Annotated in this window: 12 protein-coding genes; 3 read left to right on the top strand and 9 right to left on the bottom strand. The window is 54.3% G+C overall.

Going from position 1 to position 16,030, the window contains the following annotated elements:
• The first annotated feature begins 179 nt into the window (after positions 1–179).
• Positions 180–2,573: a maltodextrin phosphorylase gene (malP, locus tag OGW44_RS08200; protein ID WP_104652056.1), complete on the top strand. Its 2,394-nt coding sequence runs from the start codon at positions 180–182 to the stop codon at positions 2,571–2,573.
• A 9-nt stretch (positions 2,574–2,582) separates the two neighbouring features.
• Positions 2,583–4,670 (top strand): 4-alpha-glucanotransferase, encoded by a 2,088-nt coding sequence (gene malQ / locus OGW44_RS08205; RefSeq protein WP_185654944.1) that lies wholly within the window; start codon positions 2,583–2,585, stop codon positions 4,668–4,670.
• Between the two features lie 80 nt (positions 4,671–4,750).
• On the opposite strand, the gene gntT is transcribed toward malQ, so the two are convergent.
• The 3 genes from gntT to gntX form a co-directional block, all read right to left on the bottom strand.
• On the bottom strand, positions 4,751–6,067 hold the full coding sequence (gntT, locus tag OGW44_RS08210; protein WP_003023507.1) for a gluconate transporter: 1,317 nt from the start codon (positions 6,065–6,067) through the stop codon (positions 4,751–4,753).
• Between the two features lie 379 nt (positions 6,068–6,446).
• Positions 6,447–7,022, bottom strand: coding sequence for a Fe-S biogenesis protein NfuA (nfuA, locus tag OGW44_RS08215; RefSeq protein ID WP_003023509.1), 576 nt, complete (start codon positions 7,020–7,022; stop codon positions 6,447–6,449).
• Positions 7,023–7,080: 58 nt separating this feature from the next.
• Positions 7,081–7,764 carry a DNA utilization protein GntX gene (gene gntX / locus OGW44_RS08220; RefSeq protein ID WP_016154807.1) on the bottom strand — a complete coding sequence of 228 codons (684 nt, stop codon included), beginning with the start codon at positions 7,762–7,764 and terminating at the stop codon, positions 7,081–7,083.
• Positions 7,765–7,801: 37 nt separating this feature from the next.
• Here gntX and bioH point away from each other — a divergent pair, with 37 nt between their 5' ends.
• Positions 7,802–8,572 (top strand): pimeloyl-ACP methyl ester esterase BioH, encoded by a 771-nt coding sequence (bioH, locus tag OGW44_RS08225; RefSeq protein WP_016154806.1) that lies wholly within the window; start codon positions 7,802–7,804, stop codon positions 8,570–8,572.
• A 44-nt stretch (positions 8,573–8,616) separates the two neighbouring features.
• On the opposite strand, the gene OGW44_RS08230 is transcribed toward bioH, so the two are convergent.
• The 6 genes from OGW44_RS08230 to greB all read right to left on the bottom strand — a co-directional run bounded on the left by OGW44_RS08230 (position 8,617) and on the right by greB (position 15,965).
• Positions 8,617–9,579: an Rpn family recombination-promoting nuclease/putative transposase gene (locus OGW44_RS08230; RefSeq protein ID WP_185654945.1), complete on the bottom strand. Its 963-nt coding sequence runs from the start codon at positions 9,577–9,579 to the stop codon at positions 8,617–8,619.
• 236 nt (positions 9,580–9,815) lie between these two features.
• Complete coding sequence (gene feoC, locus OGW44_RS08235; protein ID WP_047358169.1) at positions 9,816–10,052, bottom strand: [Fe-S]-dependent transcriptional repressor FeoC; 237 nt, start codon at positions 10,050–10,052, stop codon at positions 9,816–9,818.
• Positions 10,053–10,063: 11 nt separating this feature from the next.
• Positions 10,064–12,382, bottom strand: coding sequence for a Fe(2+) transporter permease subunit FeoB (gene feoB / locus OGW44_RS08240; protein ID WP_016157644.1), 2,319 nt, complete (start codon positions 12,380–12,382; stop codon positions 10,064–10,066).
• Between the two features lie 18 nt (positions 12,383–12,400).
• The gene (gene feoA / locus OGW44_RS08245; RefSeq protein ID WP_003023519.1) at positions 12,401–12,628 is read right to left on the bottom strand and encodes a ferrous iron transporter A; all 228 of its coding nucleotides are present in this window, start codon (positions 12,626–12,628) and stop codon (positions 12,401–12,403) included.
• Positions 12,629–13,059: 431 nt separating this feature from the next.
• On the bottom strand, positions 13,060–15,393 hold the full coding sequence (locus tag OGW44_RS08250; protein WP_016154803.1) for a Tex family protein: 2,334 nt from the start codon (positions 15,391–15,393) through the stop codon (positions 13,060–13,062).
• Positions 15,394–15,491: 98 nt separating this feature from the next.
• Positions 15,492–15,965, bottom strand: a complete 474-nt coding sequence (gene greB / locus OGW44_RS08255; RefSeq protein WP_016154802.1) for a transcription elongation factor GreB — start codon at positions 15,963–15,965, stop codon at positions 15,492–15,494.
• Between the last annotated feature and the right edge of the window lie 65 nt (positions 15,966–16,030).

The following is a 16,030-nucleotide window of genomic DNA, read 5'->3' on the forward strand; positions in this document are numbered from 1 at the left end:
ATGCCGGACTTACGCGAATTTACGGGCGATAACACCCTCTTTAAGTGGCAGCGATCACACTTTTATGCTCATCCCCGCTCCTCCTCCCTGCCTAATCCGTGCCAGGATGAGGAAGGTCAACAACGAGCCTGGCAAACTAGCGATAACGTTGTTTTATTACCTAAGGATCTGGAACCCCTATGTCACAGCCTACTTTCAACAAAGATCAATTTCAGGCTGCCCTGACGCGTCAGTGGCAGCGCTTCGGTTTACTGTCGGCTCAAGAAATGACGTCGCGCCAGTGGTGGCAGGCAGTGAGTGGGGCGTTGGCTGAGTTACTCAGCGCCCAGCCTGCGGCGAAGCCGGCAAAAAATCAGCGCCATGTTAACTACATCTCGATGGAGTTTTTGATTGGCCGTCTGACCGGCAACAACTTACTCAATCTCGGCTGGTATCAGGCGGTGAGCGATGAGCTGAAAGCGCATGACGTCAACCTGACCGATCTGCTGGAAGAAGAGATCGACCCGGCGCTGGGTAACGGTGGATTGGGGCGCCTGGCGGCCTGCTTCCTTGATTCGATGGCGACAGTCGGTCAATCGGCGACGGGCTATGGTCTCAACTATCAGTATGGCCTGTTCCGTCAGTCGTTTGCCGATGGGCAGCAGATGGAAGCCCCGGATGACTGGCATCGCGGCAGCTATCCGTGGTTCCGTCACAACGAGGCACTGGATGTGCAAGTAGGGATTGGCGGCAAGGTCACCAAAGAAGGGCACTGGGAGCCGGGGTTTGTTATCACCGGCCAGGCCTGGGATCTACCGGTTCTCGGCTACCGTAACGGCGTGGCGCAACCGCTGCGTCTGTGGCAGGCCAGCCACGCGCATCCGTTTAACCTGACCAAATTTAATGACGGCGATTTCCTGCGCGCAGAGCAGCAGGGCATCGACGCTGAAAAACTCACCAAAGTGCTGTACCCGAACGACAACCACACCGCGGGTAAAAAGCTGCGCCTGATGCAGCAATACTTCCAGTGCGCTTGCTCCGTAGCTGACATTCTGCGCCGCCATCATCTGGCAGGGCGTAAACTGCATGAGCTGGCTGATTTTGAGGTGATTCAGCTCAACGATACTCACCCGACCATCGCCATCCCTGAGCTACTGCGTGTGCTGATTGATGAGCACCAGATGAGCTGGGACGATGCGTGGGCTATTACCAGTAAGACCTTTGCTTATACCAACCACACTTTGATGCCAGAGGCGCTGGAGTGCTGGGACGAGAAGCTGGTGAAAGCACTACTGCCGCGCCATATGCAAATCATCAAAGAGATTAACGACCGCTTTAAGAAGCTGGTCGATAAAACCTGGCCGGGTGACGCTGAAGTTTGGGCGAAGCTGGCGGTGGTGCACAACAAACAGGTGCGTATGGCCAACATGTGCGTGGTCAGCGGCTTTGCGGTTAACGGCGTGGCGGCGCTGCACTCCGATTTGGTGGTGAAGGATCTGTTCCCGGAATATCATCAGCTCTGGCCGAACAAATTCCATAACGTCACTAACGGGATTACTCCGCGTCGCTGGATTAAGCAGTGCAACCCGGCGCTTGCTGCGCTGCTGGATAAATCGCTGAAAAAAGAGTGGGCCAACGACCTCGATCAGTTGATTAACCTGGAGAAATACGCCGACGACGCGAAGTTTCGTCAGCAGTATCGTGACATCAAGCTGGCGAACAAAGTGCGTCTGGTGAAGTTTATTAAAGCGCGTACCGGTATTGAGATAACGACTAACGCTCTCTTTGATATTCAGATTAAACGCCTGCATGAGTACAAGCGTCAGCACCTCAACTTGCTGCATATTCTGGCGTTATACAAAGAAATCCGTGAGAACCCGCAGGCCGATCGCGTGCCGCGCGTATTCCTGTTTGGCGCGAAAGCCGCTCCGGGTTACTACCTGGCGAAAAATATCATCTTCGCTATTAACAAGGTTGCAGAAACCATCAATAACGACCCGCAAGTGGGCGACAAGCTGAAGGTCGTATTCCTGCCGGATTATTGTGTCTCGGCGGCGGAAATGTTGATCCCAGCGGCGGATATCTCTGAGCAAATCTCCACCGCAGGGAAAGAGGCTTCCGGCACCGGTAACATGAAGCTGGCGCTGAACGGTGCGTTAACCGTCGGTACGCTGGATGGCGCAAACGTCGAAATCGCCGAGAAGGTCGGTGACGAGAATATCTTTATCTTTGGTCATACCGTGGAAGAGGTGAAGGCGCTCAAGGCCAAAGGGTACGACCCGGTGAAATGGCGTAAGAAAGATAAAGTGCTGGATGCTGTTCTGAAAGAGCTGGAAAGCGGGAAGTACAGCGACGGCGATAAACATGCCTTCGACCAGATGCTGCACAGTATCGGCAAGCAGGGCGGTGACCCGTATCTGGTAATGGCGGACTTCGCGGCCTACGTTGAAGCCCAGAAGCAGGTTGACGTGTTGTATCGTGACCAGGAAGCCTGGACCCGGGCGGCGATTCTGAATACCGCGCGTTGCGGCATGTTCAGTTCGGATCGCTCCATCCGCGATTATCAGACTCGTATCTGGCAGGCGAAACGTTAAGGAATCGCGATGGAAAGCAAACGTCTGGATAATGCCGCGTTGGCGGCGGGGATCAGCCCCAATTACATTAATGCCCACGGTAAACCGCAGTCTATTGGCGTCGAAACCAAGCGGCGTTTGCTTGACGCTATGCATCGCTCCACCGCCACCGCTCAGGTGGCGGTGACCCCGGTGCCGAATGTCATGGTTTATACCGCTGGTAAGAAAATGCCGCTGGCAGTTGAGGGACGCGGAGAGTTTACCTGGCTGCTGACCACCGAAGAGGGCGTGCAGCACAAAGGGCATGTCGTCGGCGGTAAATCGTTCAACCTTCCGGCGAAGCTGCCGGAAGGGTATCACACGCTTACCCTCACCCAGGGGGAGTTGCGTACCCATTGCCGCATCATCGTCGCGCCGAAACGCTGCTATGAGCCGCAGGCGCTGTTAGCCGGGCAGAAGCTGTGGGGCGCATGCGTTCAGCTCTATACCCTGCGTTCAGAAAAAAACTGGGGGATTGGCGACTTTGGCGATCTCCGTGCCATGCTGGTGGAGGTGGCGCAACGCGGTGGCGCGTTTATCGGCCTGAATCCGATTCACGCGCTGTATCCGGCGAACCCGGAGAGTGCCAGTCCGTACAGCCCGTCGTCACGCCGCTGGTTGAACGTTATTTATATAGATGTGAACGCAGTAGACGATTTCCGCCTGAGTAAAGAGGCGCAGGCCTGGTGGCAGAAACCCGCGACTCAGCAAGCTCTGCAACGCGCGCGTGATACCGAGTGGGTTGATTATTCTGCCGTTACCGCATTGAAGATGACAGCGCTGCGTATGGCATGGAAAAGCTTCTCTGCACGTGACGATGAGCAGATGGCGGCATTTCGCCAGTTTGTGACTCAGGAAGGGGATAGCCTGTACTGGCAGGCGGCCTTTGACGCGCTGCATGCACATCAGGTGAAAGAGGACGCACTGCGCTGGGGCTGGCCGGTGTGGCCGCAAGCTTTCCAGTCGGTGGATTCGCCAGAGGTAAAACGCTTTTGCGAAGAGCATCGTGATGAAGTGGATTTCTACCTGTGGTTGCAGTGGCTGGCGTATACCCAGTTTGCTGACTGCTGGAAAACCAGCCAGGGCTTTGCGATGCCGATTGGATTATATCGCGATCTGGCTGTCGGCGTGGCCGAAGGCGGGGCGGAAACCTGGTGCGACCGCGAGTTGTATTGCCTGAAAGCCTCGGTTGGCGCACCGCCGGATATTCTCGGTCCGCTCGGGCAAAACTGGGGATTGCCGCCGATGGATCCGCATATCATCACGGCACGCGCTTACGAACCGTTTATCGAACTGCTGCGTGCCAATATGCAGAACTGCGGTGCGTTGCGTATCGACCATGTTATGTCGATGCTGCGTCTGTGGTGGATCCCTTACGGTGAAACTGCCGATCACGGCGCCTACGTGCATTATCCGGTCGACGATCTGCTTTCAATTCTGGCGCTGGAAAGTAAACGTCATCACTGCATGGTAATTGGTGAAGATCTGGGGACTGTGCCGGTAGAGATCGTCAGCAAGCTGCGTGACAGCGGCGTGTACTCCTACAAAGTGCTTTATTTTGAGAATGACCATGAGAAAAATTTCCGCGCGCCGAAAGCGTACCCGGAACAATCAATGGCAGTCGCGGCGACGCATGACCTTCCTACGCTTAAAGGTTATTGGGATAGCGGCGATCTGACGCTGGGTAAGGCACTGGGTCTGTATCCGGATGAAGTCGTGCTGCGTGGGTTGTATCAGGACAGAGAACTGGCGAAACAGGGGCTGCTGGACGCGCTGCACAAATACGGGTGCCTGCCAAAACGTGCTGGTCACAAGGCGTCGCTGATGTCGATGACGCCGATTCTTAATCGCGGCATGCAACGCTACATCGCTGACAGCAACAGTGCGCTGTTGGGCCTGCAACCGGAAGACTGGCTGGATATGGCTGAGCCGGTCAATATTCCCGGGACCAGCGACCAGTACAAAAACTGGCGGCGTAAGCTCACCGCCACGCTGGAGCAGATGTTTGCCGATGACGGTGTGAACAAGCTGATTAAGGATTTGGATAAGCGCCGAAAAGCGGCCGCGAAGAAGAAGTAAAAAAGCCGGGGATTTCCCCGGCTTATTTAGGGTGATAGCAGGTAGGCCGGGTAAGCGAAGCGCTACCCGGCACAGTTTTATCAGACCACCATACCCAGCAGCAGACACCCTACCAGACCGCAGACGGAGATAATGGTTTCCAGCATTGACCATGACTTGATGGTTTCACCGATGGTCAAGTTGAAGTACTCCTTGAACAACCAGAAGCCTGGATCGTTCACGTGGGAGAAAATGACGGAACCGGAACCAACCGCAATAACCATTAGCTCAGGGCTTACGCCGGTCGTTGCAATCAGCGGTGCCACAATCCCACCAGCGGTGATCGCCGCTACGGTTGCGGAGCCCAGTGCGATACGCAGTACCGCAGCGATAGACCATGCCATCAGCAGCGGAGAAACGTTTGAACCGTGCATCATTGACGCGATGTACTTGTCCACGCCGCTATCCACCAGGACCTGTTTGAAGGCACCGCCACCACCAATGATCAACAGCATCATCGCGATGATTTTGATGGAGGACACCAGCGTGTCGTTGATCTGATCCATCGAACGTCCACGGTTCAGACCAAAAGTGAACATCGCAATCAGCACCGCGATAAGCGTTGCCATGACCGGGTCACCCAGGAATTCTGCCACCGTCAGGAAAGCGTGGCCTTTTGGCAGAATCATCTCCGCCACGGCGCGCATCGCCATCAGGATAACCGGTACCAGGGAGGTCCAGACGCTGACGCCAAAGCCAGGCATCTCTTCTTCGGTAAACGTTTTCGCGCTGTACAGACCTTCCGGGATTGGCTTATCGATACCTTTCAGGAAGCGAGCGTACACCGGACCGGCGAGAATAACGGTCGGGATTGCCAGAATCGTACCAAACAGCAGGGTTTTACCCATATCTGCGTGGAAAATGGTGGCAATAGCGGTCGGACCTGGGTGCGGCGGCAGGAAGCCGTGAGTTACGGACAGCGCAGCAGCCATCGGCACGCCAACATACAGCAGCGGGATGTTGGCAGCAGCGGCGATGGTGAACACCAGCGGCAGCATCAGCACGAAGCCGACTTCGTAGAACAGGGCAAAACCGACGGTGAAGCCGGTTAATACCACCGCCCACTGAATATGTTTTTTGCCGAATTTAGCAATCAGGGTGGTTGCGATGCGCTGTGCGCCGCCGCAGTCCGCCAGCATTTTGCCCAGCATGGCGCCAAAACCCATAATCAGGGCGAGGCTGCCAAGGGTTCCGCCGACGCCGGCTTTAATCGAACCGATGACTTTATCCAGTGGCATCCCTTGCATCAATCCGACAGCAAGCGCCACCAGGACGAGAGCGATGAAACCGTTCATTTTGAAACGGATCATCAGGAGGAGTAACAAGATTACACCGATAGCAACGATGACTAATGGCATGATTTACCTGGCCTTTACTTTGTTATGGGTAACGTCAGTGTTTAGATGACAAATTCCGATTGTCCCGACCGGGAACAGAGCATTCTCAGCACCAATGCTGGTTGCCTTCAAAACTAATCAGTTTAGCTGGCTGTTATGTGTGTGTTAGGTGCTGATGCGAATGATACGGGTAACATACGGCGCTTGAAAATCACCTGGGCAGGCAAAATTTAAATTATGAGAGGCTGGTCAAATTATGAGGGGGATTGTTGCAGGAAATATGCGGAGAAATGCAAGGTTGTAGGCCGGATAACGCGATTACGCTGCCATCCGGCATCAATGCCCGATGGCGGCGCGGATGCGTCTTAACGGGCCTACGGAGATTCTACAGGTTGAGGCGTTAGTAGTAAGAGTGCTCGCCGCGCTGGTGTTCGGTTAAATCGCGAACGCCTTTCAGTTCAGGAAATTCAGCCAGCAGCTGCTTCTCGATACCTTCTTTCAGCGTTACATCTACCATTGAACAGCCGTTACATCCGCCGCCAAACTGCAGAATAGCGTAGCCTTCATCGGTGATTTCCATCAGAGAGACGCGGCCACCATGACCTGCCAGCTGTGGGTTGATCTGCGATTGCAGCATGTACTCCACGCGTTCCATCAGCGGCGCATCATCGGCAACTTTACGCATTTTGGCGTTTGGTGCTTTCAGGGTCAGCTGGGAGCCTAACTGGTCGGTAACGAAATCGATTTCTGCATCTTCCAGATACGGTGCGCTCAGTTCATCAACATATGCGGTCAGCAGGTCAAATTTAATGGCGGTGTCGGTTGCTTCCACGGCGTCCGGCGGACAATAAGAAACGCCGCATTCAGCGTTAGGCGTGCCGGGATTAATCACAAATACGCGGATTTGTGTCCCTTCTTCCTGATTTGCCAGCAGTTTGGCAAAGTGCGCTTGTGCAGCATCGGAAATATGGATCATAGTAATGGCCTAATAGTTGACTATTTTACTTGGTTATAATACGCCCATCATCGAGGCTCTACAAGGTTCGACACAGGCACCATACCTGGACAGTCGCCGCGCCGTTGCGTAAAAGCAGCTGCGCGATTTCCGCGACGGTACTTCCGGTAGTGACGACATCATCCACAATGACCATATGGAGTCCCTGCACTGGCAATTCAAGGCGAAAGGCGTTTTTCAGGTTACGTTTACGTAATCGGGCGCTGAGATGGTGCTGTGTGGCGGTTGCCCGAACCCGCGTGATGGCCCGGCTGTCCCAGTCGCAGCCTAGCCAGCGTGCCAGGGGACGACACAGTAAGTCGCTCTGATTAAACCCTCTGCGCCAGTGCCGGCGTTGCCAGAGCGGGACGCTGACGAGCCTGTCCGGCAGAGGAAGACCGCTGACGCGCCGGGCCTGTAATACCTCCAGCAACAACAAGCGTGAAAGAGCGGGGGCCATTTCGCCACGTCGGGAAAACTTGAGCTGGTGGATAAGCCCGCTCAATGGCGGAGCATAGTCGCTGACGGTAACCAGTCGCTGCCACGGCGGTGGTTTTTGCAGACAGCGCCCGCAGGGAACGACGGTATGCGCGGCAGGGAGTCCACATTGAGGGCACCGGCTGACGTGCTGATGCGTTGCCCGTGTGCAGACTGAACAGATCCCCCAATGCCCTAACGTCAGGGGCATTCGGCATAGCCAGCACAATCCCGGTACTGTTAGCATAGAAGCATCCTTTCAGGCTAAAAGAGAACAATAACTGATGAATGACATCTGGTGGCAGACCCAGGGTTCGGGAAATTGCCATCTTGTGCTGCTGCACGGATGGGGACTGAATGCGCAAGTGTGGCATTGCATAAGCGAGGAATTGAGTTCGCATTTCACGCTGCATCTTGTCGACTTACCGGGATTTGGTCGCAGCCAGGGGTTCGGCGCAATGTCGCTGGAAGAGATGGCTGAGCGGGTAGTAAAACAGGCACCGGAGAAAGCCATCTGGCTCGGCTGGAGTCTGGGCGGGCTGGTCGCAAGCCAGGTGGCGTTAACCCATCCTGAACGTGTTCAGGCGCTGGTGACCGTGGCGTCTTCCCCTTGCTTTAGCGCGCGCGACGAGTGGCCGGGAATCAAGCCAGAAGTGCTGGCAGGTTTCCAGCAGCAGTTGAGCGAAGATTTCCAGCGTACGGTGGAACGTTTTCTGGCGTTGCAGACGATGGGCACGGACACCGCGCGTCAGGATGCACGGGCACTGAAGAAAACAGTTCTGGCGTTACCCATGCCGAATGTCGAGGTGCTCAATGGCGGACTGGAGATCCTGAAAACGGTCGATCTGCGTGAGCCTCTGTGCGCTGTGGACATGCCTTTTCTGCGGTTGTACGGCTATCTCGATGGACTGGTTCCGCGCAAAGTGGTCCCAATGCTCGATGCCCTGTGGCCGCATAGCGAGTCATTGATATTTGCTAAAGCGGCGCATGCACCGTTTATCTCGCATCCTGCAGAGTTCTGCGCAGCGCTTGTAGCGTTAAAAAAACGCCTATAAATCTGTTGTGTTGCCCGGTAGAGCCGCGCTTACCGGGCTTGAGATTAATGGCTGCGCGTAGCCAGATCCTCAGCGGTCAGTCCGGTAATTCTGAAGATGGTCAGCGGGTCGATACCATCAGCCTGCAGGGTTGATGCAATACGTAAAGCTTCCTCTCGTTTACCTTGTTGCAAGCCCGTTTGTAGCCCTTCTTGTAATCCCTCTTGTAACCCTTTCATATGACCTTCCTGAAGACCATTAAGATGCCCTTCTTGTCGTAATCTTTCGGCGATAGTCATCAACTTTTCCTTATGTTGGGGTAAACGTTCGGCGACCTCATGAAGAAACTCGGTAAAATGTGTGGTGTCCCCGACCTGCTTTAGATAATTAAACAAGGCTTTCAACTGGCTGTCATTAGCGTGTCCTTTAATAATCAGGATGGCCAGTTTTTCTACCAGTCCCATCAAATCGCGTTTACGAATATGTTTTTGGATGAGTTCCAACAGCGCCATCCGGCGATGCTGCATGATCTCGTCATCGGGAACCACGGTGATATCGATCAGTGGAAACGCTGCGGTATAAAGTTGTCTGGCAGCCTTTGGGTCGTCAAATTCGTCCAGCCAGCAGAGTGAGTAGGGGTATGGGCTTGCCGCGCCATGATAAAAAAGCATGGGTATCACCAGCGGGAGTTTCTTGTGACCTGCAGCCAAATGACGATGCATGACCGCAATAGCATAACGCATCAGCCGAAATGCCATATGGGCATCGGCGGTGCTCTGATGCTCAATGATGGTGTAAATATAGCCATCGCCTTCGCGGGTTTTTAATGACCACAGCACATCAGAATAGTACGCGCGCAAATCGTCCTCAATAAAGCTGCCCGATTCCAGTTGTAGCGTGTTCAGATCGCACAGTTTTTGCAAAGAGGCTGGAAGATGGAGCCGAAGAAAGTCGCGTGCGGTAGCAGGGTGGTTTAAGAACGTTTTAAAAATCGCGTCATGCGGCGTAGCAGTCGTGTCAGTATTCATGGCGATCCGTCACCTGAGAAACAAGATGACGAGACTCTACTTCCCTGGTCGCCAGTAATCATTCACGAGTTGATAACGATGCGCGCCAGGCTGGAGGATAGATCTGCTTTGCTGAAACAGAGACATCTTTGTGGAATCCATTACGTAAAAAGCCGGATATCAGCATAAACGCTTTATCCGGCCAGGACGTTTGCAGTCATTTTTAGACCGGAAGCGTAGCGCCATCCGGCATCGAACTAGCGCAAAGCCCACCACTCGCGCAGGCAGGCTTTACCTTCCGGGCAACTCTTGCAGCTTCCGGAAAGACACCCGTCGGCATCGTCCTGAATCCGCACCGCTTTGCCCATCTTTTCTAACTGATTCAGCATGGCGTCAATCATGGGCTGCGGGGTGTGCAGCGTGTGGCTAATCTGAGTTGCCTCCATGCGTCCCCGCAAAGCCAATAAATCACGAACCTGAATAAGCGATGCCATTGTCGATAACCTTAGTGGCAGTCGCCAGTGGTGCTGGAACAGCAGGAGCTTGCCGTCCTGTTGGTCGCCAGCAGTGCGAGATCCACGCGACTGCGAGCTCGACGCAGCAGGCCCAGCAACACAATGTTAAACAGGATGACAGCTAAAATGCACACCAGGCTGTAGGTCGGGTGCTCTTTGTAGCTGACCGCCTGATAAAACAGCGTCGACAGAGAGTAGGCGATGTTCAGGCCCCACAGAATCGAGAAGCTCATCCAGCCACGGCTGGATTCACGTGCAATAGCGCCCATTACCGAAATACACGGCACATACAGCAGCACGAAAATCAGGTAGCTGTAAGCGGCGGCAGCACTGCCAAATTTTTCGCCCATCACGCCCATTGCACCCGTAGCCATTTCACCGTCGCCCTTGCTGGCTTCAATAGGGTTAGCCAGTACGCTCAGGCTGAAGGTGTCTTTCAGGCTTTGCCAGGTCTCATCTACCGCGCCGAGCAGCTCGTCACCGAGGTGGAAATCTGCCGGGTTGAACTCTTCTTCCTGAATGTTTTCTGCGGTATAGAGCGTGTTCAGCGTACCGACAACCACTTCTTTCGCCATCGCGCCGGTGAACAGACCTACGGTTGCCTGCCAGTTATCTTCGTGAACGCCAATCGGCTTGAAGACCGGCGTGATTACGCGGCTGACGGAAGCCAGAGCAGAGTCGTTGATGTTGTCGACGATTTTTCCGCTCAGCGAGAAACTGTTAAACGCGCTGAGGAAAATGCTGACGATGATGATGACTTTACCCGCACGCAGAACGAAGCCTTTCAGGCGTTGCCAGGTCTGAATAATCAGACTCTTAATGTGCGGCACGTGGTACACCGGCAGCTCCATCACGAACGGCGTTGCTTCGCCACGCATGATGGTGTGTTTGAGCATCAGACCGGTCAACACCGCCATAACGATACCCAGTACGTACAGTGAGAAGACCGCCAGCGCACCGTTCTGACCAAAGAACGCTGCGGCAAAGACGGCGAAAATCGCCAGGCGAGCGCCACAGGACATAAACGGTGCCATCATGATAGTCATCAGACGTTCACGCGGGGCGTCCAGCGTACGTGCGCCCATCACTGACGGTACGTTACAGCCAAAGCCGACGATCAGCGGGACAAACGATTTGCCCGGCAGTCCCAGCGCCTGCATCAGACGGTCCATTACAAACGCGGCACGCGCCATGTAACCGGAGTCTTCAAGGAAGGAGAGGAACAGGTACATCATGCCGATTTGCGGTACCAGTGGCAGCACGGTGTTTATCCCGCCGCCAAGACCTTGCGCCAAAAAGATAGTGAGCCAGTCCGGGAAGTGCAGCGTGTAGCCAATCCACTGAATACCATGGATAAAGAGCGCTACGGAGCCGACGTCAAACAACGGTTGCAGCGCGCCGCCAATGTTGATGGCGAGCAGGAACATCAGGTACATCACGAACAGGAAAATCGGCAGCCCGAGGAAGCGGTTGAGGACGATTTTATCTACTGCGGTGGTGAAGCGGCTCGGCTCTGCCGTCAGGGTGTTGCTGACGGTATCGCAGATAGCGGCAATGCACTGATAGCGCGCATCGGCGATATGCAGTGCCGGATCGTCCATTGTCTCGCTCAGACGTGCAATGGCGGCATCAAGGTTTTGCGCGGCATCACCCGCGTAGGCCCGGCTGTAGATATCGCCTTCCAGCATCTGCAGGCCCAGCCAGCGGCGCTGTTTTAACGGCATATCTTTGGCCATCGCATCGGCGAGGGAATCCGCTTCCTGCAGCAGCGGCTGGGCATAATGAACCAGCTCGACGGTGTCGTTTTCTTTGTAGCGATCGATAGCCAGTTTCAGCGCTTCAATGCCGCGGGCGCGGGTGGATACCAGCGGAACCACCGGGCAGCCAAGGCGAGCGGAGAGGGCATCGATATCGATACGGATTTGCTGCTTCTCGGCAATATCCAGCATATTCAACGCGACGATGCAGGGGATGCCCAGCTCAAGCAGTTGCAACGTCAGGTAGAGGTTGCGTTCAAGGTTTGAAGCATCGACCACGTTGATCAAGAGATCCGCGTCGCCGCTTAAAATATAGTGACAGGCGATCTGCTCATCGAGAGAGGTCTGGGATGAGATTGTCGTCAGAGAATAGGTGCCGGGTAAATCAACCAGCGTGACCTGGTGGTCCGTCGTTGCGAAATGACCTTCTTTACGCTCAACGGTAACGCCAGCCCAGTTGCCTACACGCTGGCGTGCGCCGGTAAGCTGGTTGAATAAAGTAGTCTTGCCGGAATTAGGATTGCCAATTAAACCAATGGTTAGTTTTTTCATTTTTATAGACTCACTGTATTAACAGGAAACCGCTTCCACTTCTAATAACGCCAGATCTTTCTTACGCAATACCAGACTTACGCGACGCGTTTCGATATGGATAGGATCGCCGAGTGGGGCGACGCGTACCACGTTGAAAGAGGAGCCGGGTAGCATGCCAAGTGACAACAGTTTCTGACGATAAGCCGGGCTGATTTCACGGGCAAAACCGGTAATTTTCCACGCACTGTCAGGAGTGAATTGCATAGGGACCTACTTATATCTCGCTAACTGGATGATTACCTCATGAGGCGGCAAGGCGGCATGAGGCCAGATGATTAGCCAACGTAAGGAAAGAGTAAATAATCAACAGATCAATGATAATGAGAATGGTTTCTATCATCAATAGAATAAATGTGACGGAATGTACAATTGGATAATAATTTGCGCCAATTTTGATATTCCTCAATATTTATTCTGGTTGGGAACGAATGATTCGCGGAAATAATTAGTGAAGATCTTAATGTTTAATTAAGGTTTCATCTGTTAATGAAGTGATAAATATATGGCGGTAGAAAGCGGGAAATAGACTAAATATGCCGGATGGCGACGCTCACGCGTGTTATCCGGCTTACAAATTAATTGCGACAAGTTAGCCGGATAAGGAGGTTATCCCCCCATCCGGCAAAAAAGTCACACTAGCGTTTTTTACCCATTGCCGCCGCCAGCGCATCCATCATGGCGCTGTTACCCGCAGGCTGTGCGTCACGACCACGAGGTTTCGCGGCTTTTGGCGCCGGGCGATTGCTTTGAGTGCGATCGTTATTCCCGCCGCCGCGACGCGCATTGGTTTCACCCGGCTGCTCGTCCAGACGCATGGTCAGTGCGATACGCTTACGTTGTAGGTCAACTTCCAGCACTTTCACTTTCACAATGTCGCCCGCTTTCACCACGGTGTGTGGATCTTCGACGAACTTATTCGACAATGAAGAGATATGCACCAGACCATCCTGATGAACGCCAATATCAACAAACGCGCCGAAGTTCGTGACGTTAGTGACTGCCCCTTCCAGAATCATTCCCGGCAGCAGATCGTTCATGGTTTCTACGCCATCAGCAAACTGCGCGGTTTTAAATTCAGGACGCGGGTCGCGGCCCGGTTTTTCCAGCTCTTTGATGATGTCGGTGACGGTCGGCACCCCGAAGCGTTCGTCGGTAAAATCGGCTGCTTTCAGATTGCGCAGTTCGTTGCTGTTGCCCATCAGGTCACGCAGCGATTGTTCGGTTGCGGCCAGAATGCGTTCCACAATCGGATAAGCTTCCGGGTGAACGGTAGAAGCATCCAGTGGGTTATCGCCATGGTTGATACGCAGGAAGCCCGCGCATTGTTCAAAGGCTTTTGGCCCCAGGCGGCTAACTTTTAGCAGTTGCTGACGGTTCTGAAACTGACCGTTCTCATCGCGCCAGGCGACGATGTTTTGCGCCATCATGCGCGTCAGGCCGGCAACGCGGGTCAGCAGCGGCACGGAAGCGGTATTCAGATCGACGCCGACGGCGTTCACGCAGTCTTCCACCACCGCATCCAGCTTGCGCGCCAGTTGCGTCTGGCTAACATCGTGCTGATACTGGCCCACGCCGATAGATTTCGGATCGATTTTCACCAGCTCCGCCAACGGATCCTGCAAACGACGGGCGATAGACACCGCGCCACGCAGCGAAACATCGAGATCCGGGAACTCCAGCGCCGCCAGCTCGGAAGCAGAGTAAACCGATGCCCCGGCTTCGCTGACGATCACCTTCTGCGCGGTCACTTTCGGGAATTGTTTCTGCACGTCGAGGAAGAAACGCTCGGTTTCGCGCGACGCCGTACCGTTACCAATCGCGACCAGCTCAACGTTGTATTTTTCACACAACGCCGCCACGGCAACGGCGGCTTTGGCTGCCTGGCCGGTATGCGGATAAATAGTGTCGGTCGCGACCAGCTTGCCGGTACCGTCAACCACCGCCACTTTTACACCGGTACGCAGACCCGGATCGAGACCCATTGTGGCGCGCAGCCCGGCCGGGGCGGCCATCAGCAGGTCATGCAGGTTACGGGCAAAGACGTTGATTGCTTCATCTTCCGCACGTTCACGCACGGTACCCATCAGCTCAGTTTCAAGGTGCATCAGCACTTTGATGCGCCACGTCCAGCTAACAACGCCTTTACGCCAGCTGTCAGCGGGGGCGTTGTTCAGGCGCAGTCCCAGGTGATCCTGGATAATCTGCTCGCCGTGGCTCTCTTTTGGCGGCTCATCGAATTGCGGATCGGCATTTAGTGAAAGCTGCAACACGCCTTCGTTACGACCACGGAACATGGCCAGCGCACGGTGGGATGGAACGGTAGAAATAGGTTCGTGGTGATCGAAGTAATCGCGGAACTTAGCGCCTTCCTCTTCTTTGCCACTAACCACGGCGGCAACCAGATGGGCGTTTTTCCACAAATAATCACGCACTTTTGCCAGCAGCGCAGCGTCTTCGGCGAAGCGCTCCATCAGAATGTAGCGTGCGCCATCGAGGGCGGCTTTGGTATCGGCCACGCCGTTTTCAGCGTTGAGATATTTTGCGGCTTCGGTTTCCGGGTCATGGGACGGTTCGTTCCACAGCAGATCTGCCAGCGGCTCCAGTCCGGCCTCAATGGCTATCTGCCCACGGGTGCGGCGCTTAGGTTTGTACGGCAGATAGAGATCTTCGAGTTCGGTCTTACTTAACGTGCCGTTGATCGCGTTCGCCAGATCGTCGGTCAGTTTGCCTTGCTCGCCGATAGATTTCAGGATTGCCTGACGGCGGTCTTCCAGTTCACGCAGATATCCCAGACGGGTCTCCAGATTACGCAGTTGCGTATCGTCCAGACCGCCGGTGATTTCCTTACGATAACGTGCGATAAACGGCACGGTGTTCCCTTCGTCAAGCAGGCGAACGGCAGCTTCTACCTGTTCAGCACGAGCCTGAATTTCACCTGCGATAATGCGGCAGAAAGAATCATTCATCATGGATAGCTTCGTCTATAGGATAAAAAATCAGGGGATAGTTATACGGATTGACTGGCAAAAATGCCAGTCATCTACCGGGGCTTCGGATTGTTCCGGTCTCACTTAACGTATTCAATTTCGTTCACGTACCAACTGGCTTCACCACCAGGGGTGTTGACTATCGCGAGATCGCCGACCTCTTTTTTCAGCAGCGCCCGCGCCATCGGTGAGTCGATAGAAATGTAATCTTTACGACCGAAGATCTCATCGTAGCCGACAATACGGAATTTACGGATGTCGCCATCGTCATTTTCAATCTCGACCCACGCGCCAAAGAAGACTTTGCCCTCTTGCTGCGGGGAGTAATCGACGATTTTCAAATTCTCCATGCACTTGGTCAAATAACGGACACGGCGGTCGATCTCACGCAGACGCTTTTTATTATACTGGTAGTCGGCATTTTCGCTGCGGTCACCCAGACTTGCGGCCCAGGTAACCTTTTTAGTGACTTCCGGGCGCTCTTCACGCCAGAGGTAATTCAGCTCTTGTTTGAGTTTTTCATACCCTTCGCGGGTTATCAGGGGCGTTTTCATCTTATTGTTTTACCTTCGACTCTGTGATGATGCGCACAATTAGTATTACGCGAGCATATCAACAG

Origin of the sequence: Citrobacter sp. Cb023 (assembly GCF_030336805.1) — a bacterium.
GTDB classification, from domain to species: domain Bacteria; phylum Pseudomonadota; class Gammaproteobacteria; order Enterobacterales; family Enterobacteriaceae; genus Citrobacter; species Citrobacter braakii.

Coding starts and splice junctions, on each gene's coding strand:
- gntX (WP_016154807.1), bottom strand. CDS start 7,764: ATGCTAACAGTACCGGGATTGTGCTGGCTATGCCGAATGCCCCTGACG.
- nfuA (WP_003023509.1), bottom strand. CDS start 7,022: ATGATCCATATTTCCGATGCTGCACAAGCGCACTTTGCCAAACTGCTG.
- OGW44_RS08250 (WP_016154803.1), bottom strand. CDS start 15,393: ATGATGAATGATTCTTTCTGCCGCATTATCGCAGGTGAAATTCAGGCT.
- feoA (WP_003023519.1), bottom strand. CDS start 12,628: ATGCAATTCACTCCTGACAGTGCGTGGAAAATTACCGGTTTTGCCCGT.
- gntT (WP_003023507.1), bottom strand. CDS start 6,067: ATGCCATTAGTCATCGTTGCTATCGGTGTAATCTTGTTACTCCTCCTG.
- greB (WP_016154802.1), bottom strand. CDS start 15,965: ATGAAAACGCCCCTGATAACCCGCGAAGGGTATGAAAAACTCAAACAA.
- bioH (WP_016154806.1), top strand. CDS start 7,802: ATGAATGACATCTGGTGGCAGACCCAGGGTTCGGGAAATTGCCATCTT.
- OGW44_RS08230 (WP_185654945.1), bottom strand. CDS start 9,579: ATGAATACTGACACGACTGCTACGCCGCATGACGCGATTTTTAAAACG.
- malP (WP_104652056.1), top strand. CDS start 180: ATGTCACAGCCTACTTTCAACAAAGATCAATTTCAGGCTGCCCTGACG.
- feoC (WP_047358169.1), bottom strand. CDS start 10,052: ATGGCATCGCTTATTCAGGTTCGTGATTTATTGGCTTTGCGGGGACGC.
- malQ (WP_185654944.1), top strand. CDS start 2,583: ATGGAAAGCAAACGTCTGGATAATGCCGCGTTGGCGGCGGGGATCAGC.
- feoB (WP_016157644.1), bottom strand. CDS start 12,382: ATGAAAAAACTAACCATTGGTTTAATTGGCAATCCTAATTCCGGCAAG.